This window comes from Foliimonas ilicis (genome assembly GCF_039939195.1).
GTDB lineage: Bacteria > Pseudomonadota > Alphaproteobacteria > Rhizobiales > Rhizobiaceae > Foliimonas > Foliimonas ilicis.
On the sequence record NZ_JBDUUH010000002.1, the window covers coordinates 147,733 to 172,503 of the forward strand.

The 24,771-nt window shown below is 57.9% G+C and carries 27 protein-coding genes and 1 tRNA gene; 16 read left to right on the top strand and 12 right to left on the bottom strand.

Annotation, left to right across the window (positions count from 1 at the left end):
• Positions 1 to 613: 613 nt before the first annotated feature.
• Entirely contained in the window at positions 614 to 3,448 is a 2,835-nt protein-coding gene (locus ABFT80_RS06205; protein ID WP_347971009.1) for an Rne/Rng family ribonuclease, read from the top strand.
• 356 nt (positions 3,449 to 3,804) lie between these two features.
• Here the strand turns inward: ABFT80_RS06205 and ABFT80_RS06210 are convergent, their stop codons facing one another.
• Positions 3,805 to 4,956, bottom strand: a complete 1,152-nt coding sequence (locus ABFT80_RS06210) for a pyridoxal phosphate-dependent aminotransferase (RefSeq protein ID WP_347971010.1) — start codon at positions 4,954 to 4,956, stop codon at positions 3,805 to 3,807.
• Between the two features lie 139 nt (positions 4,957 to 5,095).
• Between ABFT80_RS06210 and ABFT80_RS06215 the strand changes: the two genes are divergently transcribed.
• The 6 genes from ABFT80_RS06215 to aat all read left to right on the top strand — a co-directional run bounded on the left by ABFT80_RS06215 (position 5,096) and on the right by aat (position 10,415).
• Positions 5,096 to 6,499 (top strand): M48 family metalloprotease, encoded by a 1,404-nt coding sequence (locus tag ABFT80_RS06215; protein WP_347971011.1) that lies wholly within the window; start codon positions 5,096 to 5,098, stop codon positions 6,497 to 6,499.
• Positions 6,500 to 6,551: 52 nt separating this feature from the next.
• Positions 6,552 to 7,367 carry a DsbA family protein gene (locus ABFT80_RS06220; RefSeq protein ID WP_347971012.1) on the top strand — a complete coding sequence of 272 codons (816 nt, stop codon included), beginning with the start codon at positions 6,552 to 6,554 and terminating at the stop codon, positions 7,365 to 7,367.
• A 131-nt stretch (positions 7,368 to 7,498) separates the two neighbouring features.
• On the top strand, positions 7,499 to 7,933 hold the full coding sequence (aroQ, locus tag ABFT80_RS06225) for a type II 3-dehydroquinate dehydratase (protein WP_455189885.1): 435 nt from the start codon (positions 7,499 to 7,501) through the stop codon (positions 7,931 to 7,933).
• 29 nt (positions 7,934 to 7,962) lie between these two features.
• Positions 7,963 to 8,418 carry an acetyl-CoA carboxylase biotin carboxyl carrier protein gene (gene accB, locus ABFT80_RS06230; RefSeq protein ID WP_347971013.1) on the top strand — a complete coding sequence of 152 codons (456 nt, stop codon included), beginning with the start codon at positions 7,963 to 7,965 and terminating at the stop codon, positions 8,416 to 8,418.
• 20 nt (positions 8,419 to 8,438) lie between these two features.
• A complete protein-coding gene (gene accC / locus ABFT80_RS06235; protein WP_347971014.1) occupies positions 8,439 to 9,785 on the top strand; it encodes an acetyl-CoA carboxylase biotin carboxylase subunit in 1,347 nt (448 codons plus the stop codon).
• Positions 9,786 to 9,797: 12 nt separating this feature from the next.
• Positions 9,798 to 10,415 carry a leucyl/phenylalanyl-tRNA--protein transferase gene (aat, locus tag ABFT80_RS06240; protein ID WP_347971015.1) on the top strand — a complete coding sequence of 206 codons (618 nt, stop codon included), beginning with the start codon at positions 9,798 to 9,800 and terminating at the stop codon, positions 10,413 to 10,415.
• Here the strand turns inward: aat and ABFT80_RS06245 are convergent, their stop codons facing one another.
• From ABFT80_RS06245 to ABFT80_RS06270, 6 genes are all read right to left on the bottom strand, one after another.
• Positions 10,416 to 10,817 carry a DUF2155 domain-containing protein gene (locus ABFT80_RS06245; RefSeq protein WP_347971385.1) on the bottom strand — a complete coding sequence of 134 codons (402 nt, stop codon included), beginning with the start codon at positions 10,815 to 10,817 and terminating at the stop codon, positions 10,416 to 10,418.
• Positions 10,818 to 10,983: 166 nt separating this feature from the next.
• On the bottom strand, positions 10,984 to 11,382 hold the full coding sequence (locus ABFT80_RS06250) for an NADH:ubiquinone oxidoreductase subunit NDUFA12 (RefSeq protein ID WP_347971016.1): 399 nt from the start codon (positions 11,380 to 11,382) through the stop codon (positions 10,984 to 10,986).
• Between the two features lie 103 nt (positions 11,383 to 11,485).
• Positions 11,486 to 11,968 (bottom strand): GNAT family N-acetyltransferase, encoded by a 483-nt coding sequence (locus ABFT80_RS06255; RefSeq protein WP_347971017.1) that lies wholly within the window; start codon positions 11,966 to 11,968, stop codon positions 11,486 to 11,488.
• Between the two features lie 4 nt (positions 11,969 to 11,972).
• Positions 11,973 to 13,475, bottom strand: coding sequence for an Asp-tRNA(Asn)/Glu-tRNA(Gln) amidotransferase subunit GatB (gene gatB, locus ABFT80_RS06260; protein WP_347971018.1), 1,503 nt, complete (start codon positions 13,473 to 13,475; stop codon positions 11,973 to 11,975).
• Positions 13,476 to 13,580: 105 nt separating this feature from the next.
• On the bottom strand, positions 13,581 to 14,012 hold the full coding sequence (locus tag ABFT80_RS06265; RefSeq protein WP_347971019.1) for a CBS domain-containing protein: 432 nt from the start codon (positions 14,010 to 14,012) through the stop codon (positions 13,581 to 13,583).
• A gap of 97 nt (positions 14,013 to 14,109) precedes the next feature.
• Entirely contained in the window at positions 14,110 to 14,838 is a 729-nt protein-coding gene (locus ABFT80_RS06270) for a rhomboid family intramembrane serine protease (protein WP_347971020.1), read from the bottom strand.
• A gap of 389 nt (positions 14,839 to 15,227) precedes the next feature.
• Here ABFT80_RS06270 and ABFT80_RS06275 point away from each other — a divergent pair, with 389 nt between their 5' ends.
• Positions 15,228 to 15,860, top strand: a complete 633-nt coding sequence (locus tag ABFT80_RS06275) for a PAS domain-containing protein (RefSeq protein WP_347971021.1) — start codon at positions 15,228 to 15,230, stop codon at positions 15,858 to 15,860.
• A 198-nt stretch (positions 15,861 to 16,058) separates the two neighbouring features.
• Entirely contained in the window at positions 16,059 to 16,679 is a 621-nt protein-coding gene (locus ABFT80_RS06280; RefSeq protein WP_347971022.1) for a PilZ domain-containing protein, read from the top strand.
• 32 nt (positions 16,680 to 16,711) lie between these two features.
• Here ABFT80_RS06280 and ABFT80_RS06285 read toward each other — a convergent pair whose 3' ends face one another.
• Positions 16,712 to 17,017: a hypothetical protein gene (locus ABFT80_RS06285; protein ID WP_347971023.1), complete on the bottom strand. Its 306-nt coding sequence runs from the start codon at positions 17,015 to 17,017 to the stop codon at positions 16,712 to 16,714.
• Complete coding sequence (locus tag ABFT80_RS06290; RefSeq protein ID WP_347971024.1) at positions 17,007 to 17,201, bottom strand: hypothetical protein; 195 nt, start codon at positions 17,199 to 17,201, stop codon at positions 17,007 to 17,009. The genes ABFT80_RS06285 and ABFT80_RS06290 overlap by 11 nt, the downstream gene beginning before the upstream one ends.
• A 291-nt stretch (positions 17,202 to 17,492) precedes the next feature.
• On the opposite strand from ABFT80_RS06290, the gene ABFT80_RS06295 reads away from it, so the two are divergent.
• The 6 genes from ABFT80_RS06295 (at position 17,493) to ABFT80_RS06320 (ending at position 20,796) form a co-directional block, all read left to right on the top strand.
• Positions 17,493 to 17,738: a hypothetical protein gene (locus ABFT80_RS06295; RefSeq protein WP_347971025.1), complete on the top strand. Its 246-nt coding sequence runs from the start codon at positions 17,493 to 17,495 to the stop codon at positions 17,736 to 17,738.
• A gap of 136 nt (positions 17,739 to 17,874) precedes the next feature.
• Complete coding sequence (locus ABFT80_RS06300; RefSeq protein WP_347971026.1) at positions 17,875 to 18,117, top strand: hypothetical protein; 243 nt, start codon at positions 17,875 to 17,877, stop codon at positions 18,115 to 18,117.
• Between the two features lie 81 nt (positions 18,118 to 18,198).
• Positions 18,199 to 19,026, top strand: a complete 828-nt coding sequence (gene map, locus ABFT80_RS06305; protein ID WP_347971027.1) for a type I methionyl aminopeptidase — start codon at positions 18,199 to 18,201, stop codon at positions 19,024 to 19,026.
• Between the two features lie 81 nt (positions 19,027 to 19,107).
• The gene (radC, locus tag ABFT80_RS06310) at positions 19,108 to 19,860 is read left to right on the top strand and encodes a RadC family protein (protein WP_347971028.1); all 753 of its coding nucleotides are present in this window, start codon (positions 19,108 to 19,110) and stop codon (positions 19,858 to 19,860) included.
• Between the two features lie 242 nt (positions 19,861 to 20,102).
• Entirely contained in the window at positions 20,103 to 20,453 is a 351-nt protein-coding gene (locus ABFT80_RS06315; protein ID WP_347971029.1) for an IS1/IS1595 family N-terminal zinc-binding domain-containing protein, read from the top strand.
• A 61-nt stretch (positions 20,454 to 20,514) separates the two neighbouring features.
• Positions 20,515 to 20,796 (top strand): hypothetical protein, encoded by a 282-nt coding sequence (locus ABFT80_RS06320; RefSeq protein WP_347971030.1) that lies wholly within the window; start codon positions 20,515 to 20,517, stop codon positions 20,794 to 20,796.
• A 149-nt stretch (positions 20,797 to 20,945) separates the two neighbouring features.
• Here ABFT80_RS06320 and tig read toward each other — a convergent pair whose 3' ends face one another.
• Entirely contained in the window at positions 20,946 to 22,421 is a 1,476-nt protein-coding gene (tig, locus tag ABFT80_RS06325; protein ID WP_347971031.1) for a trigger factor, read from the bottom strand.
• Between the two features lie 350 nt (positions 22,422 to 22,771).
• Here tig and ABFT80_RS06330 point away from each other — a divergent pair.
• Positions 22,772 to 22,855, top strand: a tRNA-Leu gene (locus ABFT80_RS06330).
• Between the two features lie 35 nt (positions 22,856 to 22,890).
• On the opposite strand, the gene ABFT80_RS06335 is transcribed toward ABFT80_RS06330, so the two are convergent.
• Both ABFT80_RS06335 and ABFT80_RS06340 read right to left on the bottom strand, forming a co-directional pair.
• Positions 22,891 to 23,469 carry a GDYXXLXY domain-containing protein gene (locus ABFT80_RS06335; protein WP_347971032.1) on the bottom strand — a complete coding sequence of 193 codons (579 nt, stop codon included), beginning with the start codon at positions 23,467 to 23,469 and terminating at the stop codon, positions 22,891 to 22,893.
• Entirely contained in the window at positions 23,466 to 24,575 is a 1,110-nt protein-coding gene (locus ABFT80_RS06340; protein ID WP_347971033.1) for a DUF2157 domain-containing protein, read from the bottom strand. The genes ABFT80_RS06335 and ABFT80_RS06340 overlap by 4 nt, the downstream gene beginning before the upstream one ends.
• Between the last annotated feature and the right edge of the window lie 196 nt (positions 24,576 to 24,771).

Genomic DNA, 24,771 nt, shown 5'->3' on the forward strand with positions numbered 1-24,771 from the left:
ATTTTCAGATTCGGGCCGGCGCATTCAGGACCGGCTTTGCGTTAACAACTGCTAATCAAACAAGGTTAATGGACCCTTTCGCCAATCAGACCGCATCATGCGGGTCTCAATTTGCCGGCATTTGAAATCGGGGTTGCTTTGAACCGCTGCAAATCATAAAAGCGAGAGTGGATCACTGCAATGCTAGCAGACTCCCTAATGCCATTCACGATGCTCTCACGAACATTGCAAGAGCGGCCTACCGGACAAACTGGCAAGGCGTAAGCTGGTCTCAACGAATTTCTTCAAGGTGATTCCGACAATCGGAGCCCTTAGCGTGAGGAAAACGGCCGGGGCAAAACTCCGCGCCGGCTCAGTACGAGCAAAAAACAGCTGGTCCGGTTTTTTCCGGGCTTTGGTTCAAAATAAGGTCCGCAAGGTAACGCTTTGGCTTCAAGCGCTTCAAGGGACAGCTCCGCAGGATACCGCGCCATCTTGGCAGCGGGCGGATGGTCCATTGCGCTTCGCCAGCGGTCGGCGGCTACAAAATTATCCGGCACAATTTCAGCGGCTTCGCGGAGGCGGATTTCATCCCGCGCTCTGCCGCCCCCTTCTGCCGGAAGGAAACAAGATAATGCCCAACAAAATGCTTATAGATGCCTCCCACCAGGAGGAGACGCGGGTCGTCGTCGTTCGCGGTAACCGCATTGAAGAATTCGATTTCGAGTCACAGGACAAAAAGCAGCTCAAAGGAAATATCTACCTTGCACGCGTAACGCGCGTTGAGCCTTCTCTTCAGGCAGCATTCGTAGAATATGGCGGCAATCGCCACGGCTTCCTCGCTTTCAGCGAAATCCATCCCGATTACTACCAGATCCCGCTTGCGGACCGTCAGGCCATTCTGCGTGCAGAAGCCGAAGACGCGGCCAATGACGACGATGAAGACGGCGATGGTGAAGAACGCCGTGGCCGCAACCGTCGCCGCCGCGCCGGAAAAAAGGGCCAGCATCGCAACGAAGATTCTGCCGCAGAAGCTTCCGGTGAAACGGAAAGCAGCGACGATGAAGCCGCGACCGGCGAAGAGCTGGTAAGCTTCGACGAAACCATCGAGGAATCGGTCGAGACGAGTGAGACGGAAGAATCGCCGTCGAGCCCGGATGAGGACGATCAGCCCGACACCGACGACGATGCTCCAAAATCCATCGCAGCGGCCATCGAATCGGACGTGGTTTCCGAACCTGTTGCCGACGAGAACGCGCGCAACAATGTGGAAGATGTGCAGGACGGCCACGACGAGGATTCGGAAGTCGAATCCGTCGGTGCCGAAGACGCCATCGAGGAAGCGCGCGACCGCCGCAAGCAGCCGCGCCGCCAGTACAAGATTCAGGAAGTCATCAAGCGCCGCCAGATTCTTCTGGTTCAGGTCGTCAAGGAAGAACGCGGCAACAAGGGCGCGGCTCTCACTACCTATCTGTCGCTTGCCGGACGCTATTCGGTTCTTATGCCGAACACGGCGCGTGGCGGCGGCATTTCGCGCAAGATCACCAATGCGCAGGATCGCAAGCGCCTGAAGGAAGTCGTGCAGGATCTCGACGTGCCGCAGGGCATGGGCGTTATTCTGCGTACCGCAGGCGAAAGCCGCACCAAGGCGGAAATCAAGCGCGATTACGAATATCTGATGCGCATGTGGGAAACCGTGCGCAGCACCACGCTTCAGGCGACTGCCCCTGCCCTCGTCTATGAGGAAGGCAGCCTGATCAAGCGTTCCGTGCGCGATCTCTACAATAAGGACATCGACGAGGTTCTGGTTTCCGGCGAGGAAGGCTATCGCGAGGCGAAAGACTTCATGCGCATGCTGATGCCAAGCCATGCGAAGGTCGTTCAGCCTTACCGCGACACGACGCCGATATTCGTCAGAAGCGGCATCGAGGCGCAGCTCGACAAGATGCTGCAGCCGCAGGTGACACTGAAGTCCGGCGGCTACATCATCATCAACCAGACCGAGGCGCTCGTCGCCATCGACGTCAACTCCGGGCGCTCCACCAAGGAGCATTCGATCGAGGAAACGGCGCTCCACACCAATCTGGAAGCAGCCGAGGAAGTGGCCAGGCAGCTTCGCCTGCGCGATCTTGCCGGTCTCATCGTCATCGATTTCATCGATATGGAAGAGAACCGCAACAATCGTGCGGTGGAAAAGCGCCTCAAGGACCATCTGAAGAACGACCGCGCGCGCATCCAGCTTGGCCGGATCTCGCATTTCGGCCTGATGGAAATGTCGCGCCAGCGCATCCGCGCAAGCGTTCTCGAAAGCACGATGAAGCCCTGCCCGCATTGCGGCGGCACCGGCCACGTCCGCTCGGATTCGTCGGTTGCCCTGATGGTCGTTCGCGCGATCGAGGAATTCCTGCTCAAGGATTCGCGCAACCACATCACCGTGCGTACGCCGGTCGCCAACGCGCTCTATATTCTCAACCACAAGCGCGCGACGCTGGTCGATCTGGAAACCCGCTTCGGCCTGACTATCACGCTGGAAGCCGACGATTCCGTAGACTCCCAGCATTATACGATCACGCGCGGCGCAGTGGCTGAAAAGCCGGCAGGCTTCGTCGAGATCACCTCCGTCCCGCTCTACATCGAGCCTGAGGAGCCGGAAGACGACATCGTCGAGATCATCGAAGACGAGGAAGAAGAAACCGTTGCCGCCCAGCCGCAACAGCAGCCAGCGACGGAGCGCTCCGAAGATGGCGACAACCAGCGTGACCGCAAGCGCCGCAGGCGTCGTCGCCGTCGCGGTGGACGTGACCGCGATGGCGCTTCCGAAACGACCAATGGCGAAAGCGTTGCTGCCGACTCTGAAAATGGCGACGACAGCGCCGACGACGAGAATGGCGACGAGGCAGTCAGCGCGACCGAAGCCTCTGCTCCGGGCGAAGACGGCGAGCGCAAGAAGCGCCGTCGCGGCAAGCGCGGCGGAAAGCGCAGCCGCAAGGACGACGAAGGTTCGGAGGCTTCGGCTTCTGAACAGGATGGCGGCGATGCACCGGCTGAAGAAGCACCGGCGGTCGAAGAGCCTGTCGTTGCGCCTGAGCCGGTGATCGAGGAAGCGCCGGAAACGGAAGAAAAGCCGAAAAAGGCACCGCGCCGTTCGCGAGCGAAGAAAGTCGCAGACGAAACAGTTACGGATGAAACCGTTGCTGTTGAAAAGGCCGAGGCAAAGCCTGCGAAGGCTCCGAAAGAGAAGAAGCCTGCCAAGCCACGCGCGCCTCGCAAAAAGGCGGCGGCATCCGGCAATGCCGAGGAAACGGTTGCAGAAGCAGCAGCCGAACCAAAAGCGCCGGAAGCTGTAGAGACACCCGCTCCTGCCAAGAGCAAGCCCGCTGCAGAACCGGCAGAGCCTGCTCCGGCGACTGAGCCGGCGGAAGACAAGCCCAAGCGTGGCGGCTGGTGGCAGCGCAAAAGCTTCTTCTGATAGCTTTTGACATCCAAACAAAAAGCGGCAGTGCGAAAGCTCTGCCGCTTTTTTCGTTTCAGTTCAAAGCTCAAACTAAGTCAGGTTAGCTTGAGCCTTTTCATTTTTAGATAGAAACGCTTGCGGGACAGCGCCCCCTCTGTCCTGCCGGACATCTCCCCCACAGGTGGGGAGATTACCCCGTCATCAGCGCGCGGCACCAATCGCCGACCTTACAGAATGAAGGCCAAAAATTATGTCAGCCAATCTCCCCACCCGTGGGGGAGATGTCCGGCAGGACAGAGGGGGGCGCCTCGTGATTCCATCAAAATAGGAAACGTCCTAGGCAAGTATTTGAAATAAAAGTCTTTCAGGCGTTACCGCGCGAGCCATTTTTCGATGCGATCCAGTGCGGTTTCCATGTCTTCGTACTTTCCTGCATAGGAAAAGCGAAGGAAGTGATGGCCGTCCTGCGGATCGAAATCGCGACCGGGCGTTGCCGCGACATGGGTTTCGGCAAGCATACGCTGCGCGAATTCCATGCTGTCATTGGTCAGTTTCGACACATCGCAGAATGCGTAGAACGCGCCGTCCATAGGTGCGGCGAGATGAAAGCCGAGTTCGGGCAAGCGCTGGGCTAGAAGATCGCGGTTATGTGCGTAGCGCGCCTTGGTCTTCTCCAGCGTTTCAGTCGCCTCGAAGGCCGCTGCCGCCGCGACCTGCGAAAGTTCGGGTGCGGAAATGTAGAGGCTTTGCTGCACCCGCTCGATCGGTCGCACAAGCCGCTCCGGCACGACCATCCAGCCGATGCGCCAACCGGTCATGCAATAATATTTGGAGAACGAGTTTATGACGGTGACGTCGTCTCCATAGGCCAAAGCCGAGACATCCGACGCGTCATAAGCAAGGCGGTGGTAAATCTCGTCGGAAATGACCGCTATACCCAACTCGTTTGCGGCATCGACCAGCGCTTTCAGCTCGTCAGCGGGAATAACGGCGCCGGTCGGATTGGCAGGACTGGCAAACAGCACGCCCTTCAATGGCGCAATTGCATGGGCTTCGCGCAAATGCGCGGCGTCGAGATAGGGTTTTCCCTGATGGTCGATCTCGACGACTTCGAGCCCAAGCGCCTTCATGATGTTGCGGTAGGCGGGATAGCCGGGCCTGGCGATCGCCACCCGGTCGCCCGGATCGAACATGGCCAGAAAGGCGAGATTGAAACCTGCGGACGAGCCTGTCGTGACGACGATGCGCGACGGCGAAACATCGAGGCCGTAATGATCGGAATAATGCGCAGCTATGGCTATTCTCAGCGACATGGTTCCGAGCGCGTCCGTATAGCCGATGCGTCCAGCGCGTAGCGCCTCTGCCGCCGCATCCCTTACAGCCTGCGGCGCGGGGTCGGAAGGCTGCCCGACTGCCATCGAAATGACGGATGCGCCTGTTGTACGCAGCCTGTTGGCTTCTGCCAGAATATCCATTGCGTGGAAGGGTTCGACATTTCCACGGTTCGAAACCGATACGACCATAAATTCCTACCTGTATTCGCCACAGCCGAATAAGGCTGCGCGCCGCACAATTGCCCGAATGATATGGGGATCACAAGCTTATGAGATTCCAATCAGCGGCTTTTCATACCTGTCGCGCTCGTTTACCAGTGGTTCCGTGATGAAGCCAACGCAACAGACATTCGGTTATTTGAAATTGAGCGCACGTATCTTTGCGACGCTGTTTCTGGCGCTTGTCGTCTCGCTTTCAGCATCCATCAATTCCCATGCGCAATCGCGCCTTCCAGTGGTGCGCGATGCCGAGATCGAAGCGCTGGTCCGCGATTATGCACGACCGATTCTGAAAGCTGCCGGGCTGTCCCGCTCCGGCATCAACATCATCCTGATCAATGATTCGAGTTTCAACGCATTCGTCGCCGGGCGGCGCATGTTCATCAACACCGGCGCATTGCTGCAGGCAGAGACGCCGAATGAAATCATCGGCGTTCTGGCGCACGAAGCTGGCCATATCGCAGGCGGCCATCAGGAGCGGCTTCGCGAGCAGCTTGCGCGTGCGCAGACCATGGCAATCGTTGCGGGCCTGCTTGGCATTGGTGCGGCAGTCGCGGGTGCGGCGGCAGGCTCGGGAGAGCTTGCAGGTGCCGGCAGCGGCCTTGCGATGGGCGGTGGCGAAATGGCAAGGCGCGGCCTTCTCGGCTATCAGCGCACGGAAGAAGTAACCGCCGACCGCTCGGCGATCACCTATCTTCAGGCGACCGGCCAGTCCGCCAAGGGCATGCTGACGACATTCAAGCGCTTCCAGAGCGCGCTTTCGCTGTCGGGCGCTCGTGTCGATCCCTATCAGGTCAGCCACCCGATGCCGCGCGAACGCATCGCCAATCTCGAGACGCTGGCCCGCGCCAGCCCTTATTTCGACCGTACCGATCCGGCAGAACTTCAGACGCGTCACGACATGATGCGCGTCAAGATCGCTGTTTATACGCAGGGCCAAGCTGCTGCCTCGCGCCTGTTGCGCAAAGGCGCCAGCCCGCTGGCCGTCCAGTATGGCGACGCGATGTCCACCTATCTCTACGGCAATCCGCGCGCGGCTTTGACGAAAGCGGATGCGCTGATCAAGGCCAATCCGAGAAACCCTTATTTCCAGGAATTGCGCGCTGAAATTCTGATCAAGGCCAACCGGCCTGCCGAAGCCGCCGAAGCCTATTCACGCGCCATCCGCCTCGATAAGGCGGACTCCGGCATTCTGAAGATCGGGCGCGGCCAGGCGCTGGTGGCGGTCGGAACGCCGGAAGCGCTGAACAGCGCTGTGGCCGAAATTCGCGGGGGGCTCGATCGCGACCCTGAAAACTCCATCGGCTATCGTTATCTTGCACAAGCCTACGGACAATTGGGCCGCATTCCCGAAGCGGAACTCGCAACGGCGGAAGGCCATTTCCACGCAGGCTCCTATCAGGACGCGAAGATTTTCGCCGCACGCGCGCAGCAGAAATTCAAGACCGGTGCGCCGGGCTGGGTTCGCGCGCAGGACATCATCAACTTCAAGCAGCCCAGCCGGAGAAAATGATCTGAGGCCAAGGCCCAGATTTTTCATCGGTTCGAGCGACAGGACAAGACATATGAAAAAGACAATTCTGTTCGGTGGCACAGGCCTGATCGTTGCGATCGGCATGCTCGCATTCGGCTATGTGGCAGGCGAAACGCGCACCGCACAGGCAAACGATGCACCCGTTGTCGTTGCGCAAGCTTCCGATGCCAAGCTCGACCGGGCGCAGGTAGAGACGATCGTGCGTGAATATCTGCTCGACAATCCCGAAATGCTTCTCGAAATGCAGGGCGCGCTTGAAGCCCGCCAGAAGGAAGAACAGCGGGTTGCGGGCCTCGAGGCTATTACGCAGAACAAGGACGCGATTTTCAACGCTGCGACCGATGGCGTGGTCGGCAATCCGGATGGCGACGTCACCATCGTCGAGTTCTTCGATTACAATTGCGGCTACTGCAAGCGCGCGCTGGAAGACAAGCGCGCCATGGTGGCAGCCGATCCGAATCTACGCTTCGTGCTCAAGGAATTCCCGATTCTCGGCCCCGATTCACAGAAGGCGCATCTCGTATCGATGGCATTTCACAAATTGATGCCCGAAAAATTCGCCGAATTCCACGATCAGCTTCTGGGCGGCCAGGGTCGCGCCGGCGAAGATAGCGCGATGGCGATTGCGGTTTCGCTTGGTGCGGATGAAAACGCGATGCGCGAAGCGATGAAAGATCCATCGATCATGGAGACCTTCGCGAAAACCTACGAGCTTGCCAACCAGCTTCAGATCACCGGCACGCCGTCCTATGTCGTGGGCAATGAAGTGGTGTTCGGTGCGCTTGGCCAGGAGGTGCTGAGCGAGAAGGTGGCAGCGGCGCGCGCCTGCCTCGATACCGGCTGTTAACAATACAGGTTTACCAACGCCCGTGCTTGTGGACAGAACAAGAAGCCTCTTGCGCTCTTTTCGCGGCTGATTAAGCCCATTATAGAGATTGCGGCGCGCCAAAAGCTCTGGTGCGTTGAAAGGTAATAATAGTGAAGACGATTTACATATTGAACGGACCAAACCTGAACGCGCTCGGAAAGCGTGAACCGGGGATTTATGGTTCGGAGACTTTGGCTTCCGTCGAAACATCATGTAGAGAGACGGCAACGAAGCTTGGACTGAAAATAGAGTTTCGCCAGTCGAACCGCGAGGGCGAGCTGGTGGACTGGATTCACGAGGCGAGCGAAAAGGGTCACGGCATCGTCATCAACGCCGCAGCCTACACGCACACCTCAATTGCATTGCACGACGCACTTCGCGCCGTATCACCATTGCCTGCCGTGGAAGTTCATCTTTCGAACATTCACGCGCGGGAAGCGTTTCGCCACAAATCGATGATAGCACCGGCGACGGTAGGCATGATTTGCGGTTTCGGCGGACAAGGTTACAGCCTGGCGCTGCAGGCACTCGCCGCGCGCCTCTGACTGATAAGAACAAGGAAAAAGGTTCGAACATGTCGATAAAAAAGACTGGCGTCGATCAGCAACTCATCCGCGATCTGGCGGGTATTCTGAACGATACCAACCTCACCGAAATCGAAGTTGAGCTTGGCGATCTGAAGCTTCGTGTATCGCGCCACGTCCAGACCGTTCATGCGGTTGCACCGGCGCCTGTCGCTGCAGCAGCGCCCGCGGCACAGGCTGCAGCCGCCGCACCGGCAGTTGCCGATGTGTCGAAGAACGCCGTGCCCTCGCCCATGGTCGGCACCGCCTATTCGGCGGCCTCGCCCGATGCCAAGCCTTTCGTCGAGGTCGGCCAGACGGTGAAGGAAGGCCAGACCCTTCTCATCATCGAAGCGATGAAGACGATGAACAACATTCCCGCACCGCGCTCCGGCACGGTGACGGCGATTCTTTTCGAAAACGCGCAGCCTGTCGAATACGGCATGCCGCTGGTCGTGATCGAATAGAGTTGGGAAAGCAGCAGCCGATGTTCCAGAAAATACTCATAGCCAATCGCGGCGAGATCGCATTGCGGGTGCTTCGCGCGGCCAAGGAACTCGGCATACAGACGGTCGTGGTTCATTCGACTGCGGATGCCGACGCAATGCATGTGCGCCTTGCCGACGAAAGTGTGTGCATCGGGCCGCCGCCATCGCGCGACAGCTATCTCAACGTGCACCAGATCGTGGCTGCCTGCGAGATAACCGGCGCGGATGCGGTGCATCCGGGTTACGGCTTCCTGTCGGAGAACGCGAAGTTCGCCGACATTCTGGCAGCGCACAACATCACCTTCATCGGCCCCTCGGGCGACCATATCCGCACGATGGGCGACAAGATCGAGGCCAAGCGCACCGCAAAGCGTCTCGGCATTCCGGTCGTTCCGGGTTCTGACGGCGCGGTTTCCGAAGAAGGCGACGCAAAGCGCATTGCCGCTGAAATCGGCTATCCGGTCATCATCAAGGCATCGGCAGGCGGTGGCGGACGCGGCATGAAGGTCGCACACACCGAAAGCGATCTGATTGAAGCGCTGAACACGGCACGCAGCGAAGCCGGCGCCGCATTCGGCGATGACGCCGTCTACATCGAAAAATATCTCGAAAAGCCCCGCCATATCGAAGTGCAGGTGTTTGGCGATGGCGCCGGAAACGGCGTTCACCTCGGCGAGCGCGATTGCTCGTTGCAGCGCCGTCACCAGAAAGTCTGGGAAGAAGCATTCTCGCCCGCTCTTAACGAGAAGGAACGCGCGCGTATCGGCGAAATCTGCGCCAACGCGATCGCGAATATGGGCTATTCGGGCGCAGGCACGATCGAGTTCCTCTACGAAAACGGTGAGTTCTATTTCATCGAAATGAACACGCGTCTTCAGGTCGAGCATCCCGTGACGGAAGCGATTACCGGCATCGATCTCGTTCACGAGCAGATTCGCGTCGCATCCGGCGGCGGGCTGTCGGTTCGCCAGGAAGACATCCGCTTTCATGGCCATGCCATCGAATGCCGTATCAACGCCGAGCACCCGCGGACATTCGTGCCTTCGCCCGGCACGATCACGCATTTCCACACGCCCGGCGGTCTCGGCATTCGCGTCGATTCCGGTGTCTATTCCGGCTACCGCATCCCGCCCTATTACGACAGCCTGATCGGAAAGCTGATCGTGCATGGCCGCAACCGCGTCGAATGCATGATGCGTCTCAAGCGTGCGCTGGACGAATTCGTGGTCGATGGCGTCAATACCACGCTTCCGCTTTTTCGCGACCTCGTGACGAACCCCGATATCGCCAATGGCGACTATGACATTCATTGGCTTGAAAAATATCTGGCCAAGAAGACGGATTGATAAGCCGGGCGCATGACACGTCCTTACGCGCCCGGCTATCGAATTCCAGCAGACCTTCTGCTCAAGGCGTATGCCTCCGGCGTCTTTCCCATGGCGGAAAGCGCCGACGACCCTGAGGTTTTCTGGGTTCGACCCGAAACGCGCGGCATCATCCCTCTCGACGGCTTCCACCTGCCCAAGAGCCTTGCGAAGACGATTCGCCAGGGCAAGTTCGAAATCCGCTATGACAGCGCTTTCGAAGATGTCATCGACGCCTGCGCGGAAGAACGCGACGAGCGCGAGACCACATGGATAAACGGCCCCATCCGAGAAGCCTATATCCAGCTTCACACGATGGACCACTGCCATTCCGTCGAAGCGTGGCAGGACAACAAACTGGTCGGTGGCCTCTACGGCGTGACGCTCGGACGGGTCTTTTTCGGGGAAAGCATGTTCTCGCGCGAGCGCGACAGCTCGAAAGTGTGCCTCGTGCATCTGGTGGAGCGCCTGCGCAGTAGGGATTTCGCTCTGCTCGACACACAATTCACGACGGAACATCTGAAACGCTTCGGCGCGGTCGATGTGCCCCGCGCGCGCTACGAGCGCATGCTGGAAGAAGCGCTTAACGGAACGCCTGCCAGTTTCACCTAATCAGTTGGTTTTCGGGGTTTCCGGTGCCGGGACGTCCGACTTCTGCTTGCAGGCCTTGAGCCACACGTCATAGACGGCGTGTTCGACGGCATTCAGGCCGGGGCTTTCAGCAAACATCCAACCTGTGAAGATGCGGCGAATTTTGCGGTCGAGCGTGATTTCATCGACCTCGACAAAGGAATCGGTCTTCGGAGCTTCCGCTTCCGGGCGCGAATAGCAGACGCGCGGCGTGACCTGCAATGCGCCGAACTGCACCGTCTCATCGATATAGACGTCGAAGGATGTGATTCGTCCGGTGATCTTGTCGACGCCGGTGAACTCGGCGATCGGATTGGTCACGCGCTGATCTTCCGCGGCCTTTGCCGGCACTGCCAGAGCGACGACCGCAAGTGCGGCTGCCATCGAGCTCTTCGCCATCTGTCCTGCCAAGCCGCGCCAAGAATAAATCATCGATACGTCGGTCCTTGCAGCCCATGAGAGAAGTCTGCCGACTGCCCGAGGCTCGTTGTTGCGATGTTCCCGCGGTAACTTGAAAATGTGGCGAGAAAGCAAAGCAAGAGGCGCTCGATCAGTTGCCGGGCGTCCAGGCGTCGTAATCGCCCGTAACCTGCGGCCTGTGCGTGGTGCCGAGCAGCGAGCCCTTCGGGCGGTATGCGGCAGCGCTTCCGGTCAGGTTTTCCTGATGCGGCTTCTGCCAATCGCGCGGCTTGTAGCTTTCCTTGGTGGGCGGTGTATCGACGCGATAATGCATCCAGCCGTGCCAGCCCGACGGAATGGCCGAGGCTTCGGAATAACCATTGTAGATCACCCAGCGGCGCTTGCGGCCATCCGAGTTGATCCCGCCTTCGTAATAGATGTTTCCGACCTCATCGCGGCCGACTTCGGTGCCCTTGCGCCACGTAAAAAAGCGCGTGCCAAGGGTCTGGCCGCTCCACCATGTGAAGAACTGGGTGAGGAAAGTTTTCATCGACTTCCTTCGGCAAAAACAATTGCAGGATTGCTTGCCTTATGGCCCCCAATGGGCACGAAGGCAAGTGTTTCAGGGGCGCGGCAAATCGAACTAACCATCTTCAAAGCAGCGGCTTCTCAAACGAGAGTATGGAAATCAGGGGATCGGGCGAGCTGGCCTGCCCTGCCTCGACAAAGCCCTCTGCCCTGTAGAAGCCGATGGCTTGCGCATTTGCCGCTGCGACTTCGACGCGAATCGTATCGGCATCGAAAAAGCTGCCTTCGATCTCTTGCAGCAGCATTCCGCCGATGCCTTTGCCCTGCGACGCCGGCCGCACATAAAGCTGGCGGAGCAGAACGACTTTGCCCTCACGCTCGGCAGCGGCAAAAGCAACACCGTGAATGGCCTTGCCATCGTCAGCGACGAGAAACTCGCCATTCGGAAGCTCAAGACGCTCACCAAGCGCTTTTACCGAATGCCATTCATCGGTGATTTCGCTCACCCGCTCCGGTCCATAGATCGCGTCATAGGTCGCATGCCAAGTCTCGACCAGTAGGTCGCGAATGGCCGGCAAATCCCGCCTGCTTGCGGTGCGGATGAACATCGCTTTACTCGACGATGCCGAGTTTCGACTTCACCAGATCGTTGACCGCCTGCGGGTTGGCCTTGCCGCCGGTTGCCTTCATGACCTGTCCGACGAACCAGCCAGCCATGCTCGGCTTCTCACGAGCCTGCTCGGCTTTCTCAGGGTTCGCAGCAATCACGTCATCGACTGCCTTTTCGATCGCGCCGGTATCCGTGACCTGCTTGAGGCCGCGAGTCTCGACCAGTTCGCGCGGGTCACCGCCCTCGTTCCAGACGATTTCGAACAAATCCTTGGCGATCTTGCCGGAAATCGTGCCTTCCTTGATAAGGTCGATCACCGAACCGAGCTGATCGGGTGAAACCGGAGCGTTTTCAATGTCTTTTCCGGCTTTGTTCAGCGCGCCGAGCAGATCGTTGATGACCCAGTTGGCTGCTGCCTTGCCATCACGACCGGCAGCTACCTTCTCGAAATAATCCGCAATCGCCTTTTCCGAGACCAGAATGGACGCGTCATAAGCCGACAGGCCGAGACTATCGACCAGACGCGCCTTCTTGTCGTCCGGCAGTTCCGGCAAATCCTTCGCCAGTGCATCGACATAGGCCTGATCGAATTCGAGCGGCAAAAGATCGGGATCGGGGAAGTAGCGATAGTCATGCGCCTCTTCCTTCGAGCGCATGGAGCGCGTCTCACCCTTGGCCGCGTCGAACAGGCGGGTTTCCTGATCGATCTTGCCGCCATCCTCCAGAATGGCGATCTGGCGGCGCGCTTCATATTCGATGGACTGGCCGACGAAGCGGATCGAGTTGACGTTCTTGATCTCGCAGCGCGTGCCGAATTCGTCGCCCGGACGGCGCACGGACACGTTGACGTCGGCGCGCATCGAGCCTTCGTCCATATTGCCATCGCAAGTGCCAAGATAGCGCAGGATCGTGCGCAGCTTCGTCAGATAGGCCTTTGCCTCGTCAGACGAACGAATGTCCGGCTTGGAGACGATCTCCATCAGCGCCACGCCCGAACGATTGAGATCGACATAGGACAGGGTCGGATGCTGGTCGTGGATCGACTTGCCGGCGTCCTGCTCGAGATGCAGGCGCTCGATGCCGATTTCGATGTCTTCGAAATTCCCCTGACGGTCCGGGCCGACCGAGACAGTGACCTGGCCTTCACCGACGATCGGCTGCTTGAACTGCGAAATCTGGTAGCCCTGCGGCAGATCGGGATAAAAATAGTTCTTCCGGTCGAAAACCGATTTGTTGTTGATCTGCGCCTTGAGGCCAAGCCCGGTGCGGATCGCCTGCTTGACGCATTCCTCGTTGATGACGGGAAGCATGCCGGGCATCGCCGCATCGACAAGACTGACATTCGCATTGGGTGCAGCACCAAACGTGGTCGATGCACCGGAGAAAAGTTTCGCTTCGGAGGTGACCTGAGCGTGAACCTCAATGCCAACGACGATTTCCCAATCGCCGGTCGCACCGGAAATCAGGCGTTTCGGATCTGGCGTGCGCGTATCGATAAGGGTCATGGCATTCCGGACAGATGTGGTTGCAGCGTAACGATATGAACCGTTTCGCTAGATCAAACACAGATGCGTTGCAAGCTTAGACCCGTTTTAGACGGCCCAAACGCGTCAGGCGGTCGCGATATAGGCTTTAATTTCCTCGGCCTCGCGCTCGACATCCTCGATGCGCCGCTTGACCACGTCGCCGATCGAGACGATGCCATCGAGCAATCCGTTCTTTTCGACCGGCAAATGCCTGAAGCGGCCACGCGTCATGATTTCCATGACTTCGTTGACCGTGTGGTTTTCATTGCAAATGTTGACTTTCGGCGTCATCGCAGCCCGCACCGTGTTGTCCAGCGCGGCAGGCCCTTCTTTGGCCAGACAGCGCACAATGTCGCGCTCGGAAAGGATGCCGACGATTTTATTGTCGCCATTGGTGATGACTAGCGCGCCGATGCGATGCTCCGCCAAAAGCCGGATCGCCTCCGCCAATTTCTCGTTCGGACCAAGCGTGGTTACGTCATGTCCCTTGCTTTCGAGAATTGCCTTCACCGTCATGCCGTCCTCCATGCATATTCAAGCAAATACTACGTCCCCGCACGCGACAGCATGGTGCGCTGGGAAAGACCGTATTTCAAGCGGCAATTAAGGCAGGTCAGGCCCGGCGGTTGGCGCGTGGACGGTCAAACGCGTGAACGCCAAGGAAACCGATGACGAAGCCGCCGATATGCGCTTCCCATGCAATGCGGTCTTCCATGCCCGGCACGAGCCCGAAAAGACCAGTCAGCAGATTGACGATCATCCAGATGGCCAGAAAGACCATGACGCCGCGCGAGCGGAAAACCGCCGAGATCGGCCACGGATCGCCTGCAAAACCAGCCTTGCCGGTGGATCTGTCTATGCGAAAGCCGAAACGGGCTGCCGCACCCATCATGCCCGAAATCGCGCCGGAAGCGCCAATCAGCGGCGATTGATCAAGCGGATGCAACACATAATGAAGCGCTGCAGCCGCCACGCCAGTTACAGCCCAGAACAACGCGAAGCGCACGACGCCCAGACGGTTGGCCAGAGGCGAACCGAATGCCGCCAGCCAGACCATGTTGACCGCCAGATGCGTAAAGCTTCCATGCAGGAACGCGTAGGTGAACGGGGTGGTAAAGGCGAAGACGTCCAGCGAGAAGGCGCCCGAATAGCGCAACGGGATGAACGCGCCTGTCACCAGCACGATCAAATCCTGCGGCACGGTGAGGATAAAAGTCCGCACCAGGTGCACGCCGACGCAGATTACGATGAGCACAATGACGATCATCGGAAGATTGAAAACCGGCTCGCGGCGAACAGGCGGCAAATCAGCGGGTCTGTCTTCCCGCACAGGTACGGTCATCGGAGGGCCTTTTCCTTAACAAGTCGCCGAAGGCTTAACCCATCCGTCATGCGAATAGAACTGCATTGCGCGCGGTTGCCGAAACGAATCATTCAAAAGAAAAAAGCCGCTCAGGTTTCCCTTGAACGGCCCTAAAAAGCTTTTGACTGTGTGCCCTGAGCGCAAGAAAGCGCTCGACTTGGAGTTTCACCACTCTCGCACAAGTGATTCGCAGGCGCAACGTAAACCCTTCATTAACCTTAATGACCCCGATCCGTTAACAAAGCATGAAGCTGCTGGCATAGAACGTGCTTCGCCCCGCATGTAGGTGAGCGTTGACTGCCTTTCTGTCCATCGATGGGACATTGGTGCCCAATCGGGGGCTCTCAAATCGGGCAAAGCGGAGCAGTATGAGACAACAAGGTTCAATCGATCTGTTCCAGTACTGGAACCGTCTGAGGGCAGGACGCGCTGCGCCCGGCCGGACGGAGATCGAGCCCATCGACATCAAGACGCTGCTCGCCGACACGTTCATTCTCGAAAAGGATTTGCGTGGCGACGCCGTTTTTCGCCTGGCAGGCACGCGTGTCTGCGCAACTTATGGCCGGGAGCTGAAAGGGTTCGTCTTCCCGTCCCTTTGGCACGAAAAAGACCGCAAGCTCGTCGCGCGGCTCACCGAATCCGTATTCGAGGAAAAAGCGGTCGTGGTGATCGCCTATAATGCGCGCAGCCAGGCCGGTCGCACTGTCCCGCTCGAGCTTGTTCTCCTGCCTCTGGATGGTGGCCTGGAGAGCCCTCGCCTGCTCGGCATCGTGTCGGCTTGCGAAAAGCCCTATTGGCTCGGAGCCGACCCGATCATCGAGACGATGGTCGAATCCGTGCGCGTTATCGATCCGGACCGCGAACCGTTGACGAACCGGCCTGCCGTGACCGTTCCGCCCCTCGTTCCCGGCGAAGACGCATTCGTCAAGGAGACCCGATCGAAGCCGTCTGCGCGCCGCGTTCGGCACTTGCTCGTTCTTGATGGCGGACGCAACGAATAGACGGCTTTCCAGAGCGCCGTGCGTCCTGTCGGACACACAAAGGACGCTCTGTTTTTTGCGCATCGTGCTTTCCGAAAATCGGTTAAGATTTTCGGGCCGATGCCAGGACCAATTCCACCCGTTATTAACCTTTTAGGCGTTAGATTAACGGCTGAATTTATCGCGTATAGCGACGGGATGAAACGGGGCCTGGAATTGATGAGAGCAGCGGCGATCCAGAATGCGGCGGCCGCAGCCGAAAGGCGCGGTTTCCAGCGCGTCCGCGTCAATATCTATGGCCGCTACATGCTTGAAGATCGCTCGGAACATCCCTGCCAGGTCATCGACATGTCGCCCGGCGATATGTCTCTCAGCGCCACGCGCGCCGGCCAGCCGGGCGAAAAGGTTATCGCCTATATCGACCACATCGGACGTGTCGAAGGCGTCATCACCCGCATCCTCGACGACGGCTTCGTCATCACGCTCGTTGCATCCGACCGCAAGAAGGACAAGCTGGCAGCCCAGCTCACCTGGCTCGCGAACAAGCACGAGCTCGACCTGCCGGAGGATCGCCGCCATGAGCGCGTCGCGCCGCGCAATCCGAAAAGCGTGCTGCATCTGACGGATGGACGGCAATATCCTTGCCGCATCATCGATCTTTCGCTGTCCGGCGCCGCGATCGAGATCAATGTCAAACCCGCACTCGGCGTGCAGGTGACGCTGGGCACGATGCGCGGACAGGTCGTTCGTCACTTTGAAGATGGCCTTGCGATCGAATTTGCGGTTATCCTGCGCCCCGAAACGCTCGATTCCGAGTTCAACAGCGCGCTCCGATCGTAATCAGCTTTTTTTCATGTTTTGCGCGACATGCTTTATTCCGGCCTAGGACGGGATCGCGCGAGCGGGCTCGCTGACACCATGGCCGAAAACAGATTGTTGAGTTTCGGCTTTCCGTGATCTTCCAAAATGCTTTGAAGACCGGCCTGCATCATCTCTTCCGTCGGAGACTTCAACAGATCGAGAATCCTGGCAGCGGCGTCTTCCGCCAGCGCCAGATCGGATTCCATCGGCTCGGTGTAGCCGAAGGCGCGCTCGCATATGATACGCGCTATCGAACGGACCAACTCGTCGCGTTGCTCGTCAGTGGTTCGCAAGAGGCGTGAGCCCTTATGCGACATCGGACTTTTTCTTGAGTTTCCGCCAAGCGTCGTTCATGACCTCGCAAGCGGCCTCGGCCTCCAGCTTGGACAGGCCGGCAAGAACCCGATCACCAAAAAAGGCGGGTTCATCCTTCATCAGGTCCCATACGGTCCATGTGTCCATAGGGTCCATGACACAATCGTAGCGATCATCTTCAGCCATGGCGTATTGGTGTTACAATTCCCTTACCCAAGTCTAAATATCCACACTTGTATTTTATTAAATATTTATCGTTACATTGAACTTTCTAATAAATATGACAATCTACTTTACCTATTCAGATTATCTTGCGCCCACTCTAATATATCTTGAATAGCTTATTTACATAAATATTTTCGCCAAGCAAAATTTTTCACTTAGTCACGCCTGCCAAGCCGCAAGCGCATTCTGCAAATCTAACACGCTTCGTGATTTGTCAAAAACGACGAATTGGCCTATTTCCGGGTTATGAAAATGAACACGCAAAGCCTTTTCATCGGTGGATGTATCGCGATCCTGGCGACCAGCGCCATGGCTAACGACAAGGACACCGCCCTTCCCGGCGTCGAGCAACCCGCGCCGATCGTATCCGCACCAGAGCCTGAGCCGAACGAACCGCCAGTCGATCCGAAAAATTTCATGATCGGCAATACGCAGGTGCGTATCTCGGGCAGTGTCACCGTCGATATCGGTACGTTCACCCCGCGCAACAACCGCTGACCTGCTGTCAAAGAATGAACAGCCCGATCACCCTTCGTGTCTTTTGAACGACTGTCCTTGCCTATGGCGTGCGATATGTGGTTGAAAACAGAGTGTGATCCAGCCGCCGGGAATCTCGGCCCAATGAGGTTGTCCAATGGAAAACTATGAGAGATACGCCGGCGCGATAACGGTTGTATTCAGTGCGCTTATCATCGGCGGTCTTATGGCCGCCAATATTTCGGTCGGCAACAAGATGGGGTTCATCTTCGCGCTGCTCGCCGCCGTGTCGGCATGGCTCTGCGCACCGGCTGTTCTTTTCTACAAGCCCGGCCTCTACCGTGCATTGATCGTCGTCGCGGTTCTTTTCGTCATCGCATCGATCGTGCGCTATCTCTGACGTCGTTTTGACTTGAAGAGGCGGCATTCAGATGCCAAATCACGGACAAGTCCGAAAAATAGAAGAATTCCAGGCTCGCCGATGGTCACCTATCTAGACGCTGCAACTGCTCCGCTTCGCAACACGGGACAAATCCGTCTTTATGATGCGGAAGCGTTCGAAGGCATGCGCAAGGCGTGCAATCTGACGGCGCGCTGCCTCGATGAGCTTGCGCCGATGGTTGCGCCGGGTATTCCAACCGACAGGATCGACCGTTTCGTATTCGATTTCGGCATGGATCATGGTGCCCTGCCCGCCACGCTGAATTATCGCGGTTATACGAAATCGACCTGTACCTCGATCAATCACGTCGTCTGCCACGGCATTCCGGACGCCAAGCCGCTGCGCGACGGCGACATCGTCAATATCGACGTGACATATATTCTGGATGGCTGGCACGGCGATTCCAGCCGCATGTACCCCGTCGGCACCATCAAGCGCGCGGCAGAACGCCTGCTGGAAGTGACACATGAATGCCTGATGCGCGGCATTGCCGCCGTCAAACCCGGTATACGCACGGGCGCGATCGGTGCAGCGATCCAGACATTTGCCGAAGCTGAGCGCTGCTCGGTCGTTCGCGACTTCTGCGGCCACGGCGTCGGCCAGCTTTTCCACGATGCACCGAACATCCTTCATTACGGCAATTCGAACGAAGGCGTCGAAATGCGCGAAGGCATGATCTTCACCATCGAGCCGATGATCAATCTCGGCCGCCCGCATGTGAAGGTTCTCTCGGACGGCTGGACAGCCGTAACGCGCGATCGTTCATTGTCGGCACAGTACGAGCATACGGTCGGCGTGACCGCAACGGGCTGCGAAATCTTCACGCTGTCGCCCGGCGGTCTTGATCGTCCCGGCCTGCCTGCCTGATCCCACAGAATTCGCTGCAAAAGCAGTTCCGGTTTCAACTCAATCCGGTCTAAAGTTCCTCCGGGCTTTCGGGGAACTATCATGCGTAAAAAAGACGCCGACGAGCACGGCTTTCTGGGCGAACAGCCATTGCTCGGCTTGACGGTGCAGGCCGCAGAGCAAAAACCTCACTATCTTGGCCACAGAGACCGCCTGCGCGAGCGCTTCGCAACTGCGGGCGCAGATGCGCTTGCCGAGTATGAGCTTCTCGAACTCCTCCTGTTTCGTCTCATCCCGCGTTCCGACACCAAGCCGGTCGCGAAAGCGCTGCTTACCCGCTTTGGCACATTCGCGGAGGTTTTGGGCGCGCCGGTCAATCTCCTTCAGGAAGTCAAAGGCATCGGGCCTGCCGTCGCGCTCGATCTGAAGGTGATCGCGGCTTCGGCAAAGCGCATGGCGCGCGGTGAAATCAAGGGCTCTGAGATCCTGTCGTCATGGGACAAGGTGCTCGATTATTGCCGCGCCGCGATGGCCTTCGAGGCGCGCGAACAATTCCGCATCCTGTTTCTCGACAAGAAGAACGCATTGCTCGCCGATGAGGTGCAACAGACGGGAACGGTCGATCACACGCCGGTCTATCCGCGCGAAGTGGTGAAGCGCGCGCTGGAACTGTCGGCCAGCGCCATCATTCTCGTCCACAACCACCCCTCTGGCGATCCGACCCCATCCAAGGCCGATATCGACATGACCAAGACCATCATCGATGTCGCGAAGCCCCTCGGCATTTCCGTGCACGACCACATCATCATCGGAAAGAAGGGCCATGCCAGCATGAAGGGTCTTCTACTGATTTAGAAGTCCTTCATTTTTAAATAGAAACGCTGGCGGGACATCACCCCCCTCTGCCCTGCCGGGCATCTCCCCCTCAAGGGGGGAGATTGGCTGACACAACCCTCCATCATCGTTCTGTCCCCTTAGCGAATTGGCACCGCGCGTTCATGACGAAGTAATCTCCCCCCTTGAGGGGGCATTGTTTACATCCGACTGTTTTTGGATTCTTCTGCTGCCTATCATGTGATTTGGTGGGGAGAAAAAGGATGGACTGTCCAAATTGCCAGAGCCAGGATTTGCGCAAGACCGGTCGCAAGGACGGGGCGCAACGCTATTGCTGCCGGTCGTGCGGACGCTACTGTACGGATAGGCCTCGCCGGTTCAGCCCGCAAACCAAAGCGCAGGCTGTGGACATGTATCTCAACAATGTCGGCATCCGCAAAATCGCGCGCTTTGTCGGCGCCTCGCCGGCCGGCGTGTTGCGCTGGATACGCAAGGAGCATGAGGCCGTTCAGGCGCGGCTGGCCAAGTCTGGCCCAGCCTGTGTGGCTGAGGCCGACATTATCGAGATGGACGAGATCTATACTTTCGTTCAAAAAAACAGCAGCGGGCGGTGATCTGGACCGCCTTCAGCCGCCGTCAGAACCGGGTCGTTGCCTATCAGGCGTGACGAGCGCCATGACCATCTACCGGCTCGTCAAACAGGCCGTGGGCACGATCGAGGCGATCTATACCGATGCCAACTCCTGCTATCATCTGGCCTTCGAGCGCATGGGGATCGGCGAGCCTCATACCCAGACCAAGGCGCAGACACATCTGATCGAGGCGTCCAACTCATCGATCCGCGACAACCTCGCCCGCTTCAACCGGCGATCAAAGCGCTTTTCAAAAACCCATCAAATGCTCGACATAACCCTCGCACTGTTCTTCAACAGGCATCTCATTACGAGTCCAATGTAAACACTGCCCCTTGAGGGGGAGATGTCCGGCAGGACAGAGGGGGGTGCCTCGCGATTCCATGAAAACCAAAAAGCTCTAGCAACTCATTCCTCCAACAAAAAAGCCGCCGGTTTTACCCGGCGGCTTTTCTTTTTCATAAAACCCGAAGATTATTCGGCGTCGCCTTCCTTGGCGGCTTTCTTCTTCGGAGCGGCCTTCTTCTTAGGCTCTTCGCTCTTTTCTGCCTTGTCGTCGTCGGTCTTCTTCTTCGACGCCTTCTTGGCAGGCTTTGCCTTTTCCTCGCCTTCCTCGTCGTCAGCAAGCAACTCGTCCTTGCTGACTTTCTGGTCGGTCACGGAAATCTGCGAAAGCAGGTGATCGATGACCTTTTCCTCGAAGAGAGGTGCGCGGATGGAGGTCAGCGCGTCGGGGTTGCCGCGATAGAATTCGAAGGCTTCCTGCTGCTGATCGCCAGGGAAGCGGCGGATCGTCTCGAACAGGGCGCGCTGAAGTTCTTCGTCGGTGACCTGAACCGCTGCCTTCTCGCCGATTTCGGCAAGAACCAGGCCAAGGCGCACGCGGCGCTCGGCCAGACGGCGATACTCAGTGCGTGCCTCTTCTTCTGTCGTCTCTTCGTCAGCGAAGGTACGGCCGGCGGCCTCGAGATCGCGCGACACCTGATTCCAGATGTTGTTGAACTCGGCTTCGATGAGGTTCGAAGGCGCCTCGAACTTGTAGGCTTCGTCGAGCTGGTCGAGAAGCTGGCGCTTGATCTTCTGGCGCGTGACCTGACCGAACTGGTTTTCGATCTGGCCGCGAACGATTTCACGCAGCTTGTCGAGCGATTCGAGGCCGAGATTCTTGGCCGTCTCGTCGTTGAGCTCGAGCTTGCCCGGCTTGGCGACTTCCTTGACGGTGACGTCGAAGGTCGCTTCCTTGCCTGCAAGATGGGCTGCGTTGTAGTTTTCCGGGAAGGTTACGGTAATCTGCTTTATGTCGTCAGCCTTGGTGCCGACGAGCTGTTCTTCGAAGCCCGGGATGAACTCTTTCGAGCCGAGAACCAGCGGCTGATCGCCACCGGTGCCGCCGTCGAATGCAACGCCGTCGATCTTGCCGACATAGTCGATCGTCACGCGGTCGCCGTCTTCGGCCTTGCCCTTTTTGGTCTCGAAGGTGCGCGACGATTCTGCGACGCGGCGGACCTGCTCGTCGATTTCCTCTTCAGCCACGTCATAAACCTGACGGGTGACGGCAATCTTGGAGAAATCCTGGATTTCGATGACCGGGATAATTTCATAAGCGAGCTGGAATTCGAAATCCGAACCACCGGCCAGAATCTTTTCTGCTTCCTTCTCATCTTCGGTCATGATGACCTCAGGCTGCATTGCAGCCTTTTCGCCGCGCTCGCTGATAATGTTGCGGGCGGAGTTGTTGAGAATTTCATTGACCACTTCGGCCATGAAGGACTTGCCGTACACCTTGCGCAGGTGCTGCATCGGCACCTTGCCGGGGCGGAAGCCGTTGATGCGAACCTTGTCCTTGGCATCCGAGAGCCGCGCCAGGAGTTTGGCTTCCAAATCTCCGGCGGGTACGGTGACCTTGATTTCGCGTTTCAGGCCGGAGTTAAGCGTTTCGGTTACCTGCATTGTCAAACCTTTGTTTTCACGAATGCCGTTTGCATAAACGGCGCTACCGTTCAGCCTGCCGGAATTTCTTGCCGGGGTGGCTTTCGGTGAGGGAGAGAACCGGAACCACGGCAGGCCGATACCCGCGTGGAACCAAATGTTCTTGGAGATACGCTTCAAGAATGCAAGTAAGTGTTTGTTTTTCCTGCTTCTTACTACATCCGTCAAAAGCGGATCGTCATATCCCGTCACATTTGCCCCGCCTTTTGTCACAGGCGGGCTTAATTTTCAACTATCTTCGCATATCCGGCAGAGATCATGTCGCGCCGGACATTGACAGAATGATGGCCACGTGAGATTTGGCATTCCGCGCGGGTATGGCGGAATTGGTAGACGCACCAGATTTAGGTTCTGGCGCCAAAAGCGTGGGGGTTCGAGTCCCTCTACCCGCACCACAATCTCAAAGACTTCATTGCCTGAGCGACGAACCTCAATAAAGAGGCTCATCGTAGAGAACGACATCGCCGTCGAGCAGCGATTTTATCTGGGCGGTGCCATCGCTTGAGACTGCAGCCCGGATCGCGAAGCTGCGCAGGCGCATGTCGCGTTCGATGTCCTTGCCCTCGCCTTCCGGCAGATAGAAGCGTTCGATTCCGTAATCGACGAGAAGCGTCGCGTCCTGTTCGGCAAACCAGCGCGAGGAGACGGTGCCCTTGATGTTGACCTCGCCTTCGGCGGGTGATGGCAGCGGGCCGAACGACGCTGAGATCGCGTGCCAATAATTGTCCTCACCCGATTTGAGGCGAACATGGATCGTTCGGCCCTCGAGCAATTCCGTCTCGGAAGGCTTGTCCGTGATGATCGTAAGCGGGACGCGTGAAATATCGTAACCTAGCCGCACATAATCTCCACGCAGCAGATCGCGCGGATCGACAGGCTCGACTTTCAGCAGAACCTCCTGCCCCTGGCGGATGATGGCTGCTCGTCCGGCAATCATCCATGACAGGAAACCGATTTGCAGGGCGGCAAGGACAATGGCCGAGATCAAAAGGCGGTGGCGGGCCATCATGCTGCTCCCCCCGCTGCCGCAGGCGTTTTCATGCGCTTTTCGATGCGGATGATGATGTAAGCTGCAAGTCCAAGCACAAGCCCGGATGCGAGGAACAGGCCTGCCGTGCCAAGCATGGTACCCATCATCACTCCATAGACGAAGCAAAGTTCCAGGCTGAAGCCGAGATATGCCAGCCAGCGCAGCGCGCGGCTTTCGCGTCCTGCCAGCACGACCGCAGCGGCTGTTCCGGCAAAGACGACCAAGGCCGTCACCACAAGCGACGCAGTTTCATCCACCTGATCGATTTGAATGATCGCCATACCCGTCAAAAAGCCGAGCAGCCCATGAATGGGCAAACCGCCATCGAGGCGCACGATCTTTTCAACCTGCTCCGGCAGATAGACGGAAGCGATGAAAACCAGCACCGAAATAACCGAAAGCGCTGCCGCGATCGGGATCAGGTCATGGGCGGCGGCGAGAAACGCCATATAGAAAATGAGCGAAAGCAGGATGACATGGCGCGCGGCACGGCTTTGCGTCCAATAGGAAATCAGCCAGACGCCAGCGGCGAGCAGCAAATACAGATGCGAGAGCGGGTTATAGTCCCAGATCGAGATTTCGCTTACGAACAGCCAGGCCATGGCTATACCGGCGCTGGCGACCGTCAATGGGCCTGAGCGCAGCAGGATAGCGGCAAGCGCCGTTCCTAAGAGCCAGACGATGATCGCGGAGGCTTCGTCTCCCGACAGGTGATACATCTGGCCGATCAGCGCTATCGATCCGCCGAACGCAGCGGCGGCTATGAGCCATAGCGCCTGAGCAAGCGCATCGTGGTCGCGCAGTTTCAATAGCGCGCCGCCGATGTAGCCGGTGGCGATGACGGCAAACAGCAGAAGCACGCGTGCCAGGCGCGGGATCATTTCCCAGTTGGCGGCGACGAAAATCAGGATCGCTGCTGAAAACAGCAACGCGGCCATGATCGCCAGAATGTTCCCGAAGCTCAAAAAACGGCGTTCGTTTGCTTCGACATCGGTTGCCAGAATGGTTCCGGTCGAAGCGTCGATAAAGCCGTTTTCGACCCACCGCGCGATGTCCCGCTTTACCCTTGTGGAGTAGCCCGCCATGCATTTTCCCTAAAACGCTAGAAATAAGAGCGAAGTTTTTCAAGCCGCTGAGGTTACGGCGCTTTTTCGTTTCGGTGATCCGGCTAATGAGTCCCGAAATGCCATTCATGTTGCATTGCACAATTTGCATTGCAGCCATGCAACGATAGCTATTCAAAAGCGAAATGAACAAGCCTATCTACGCCTCGTAAGCAAG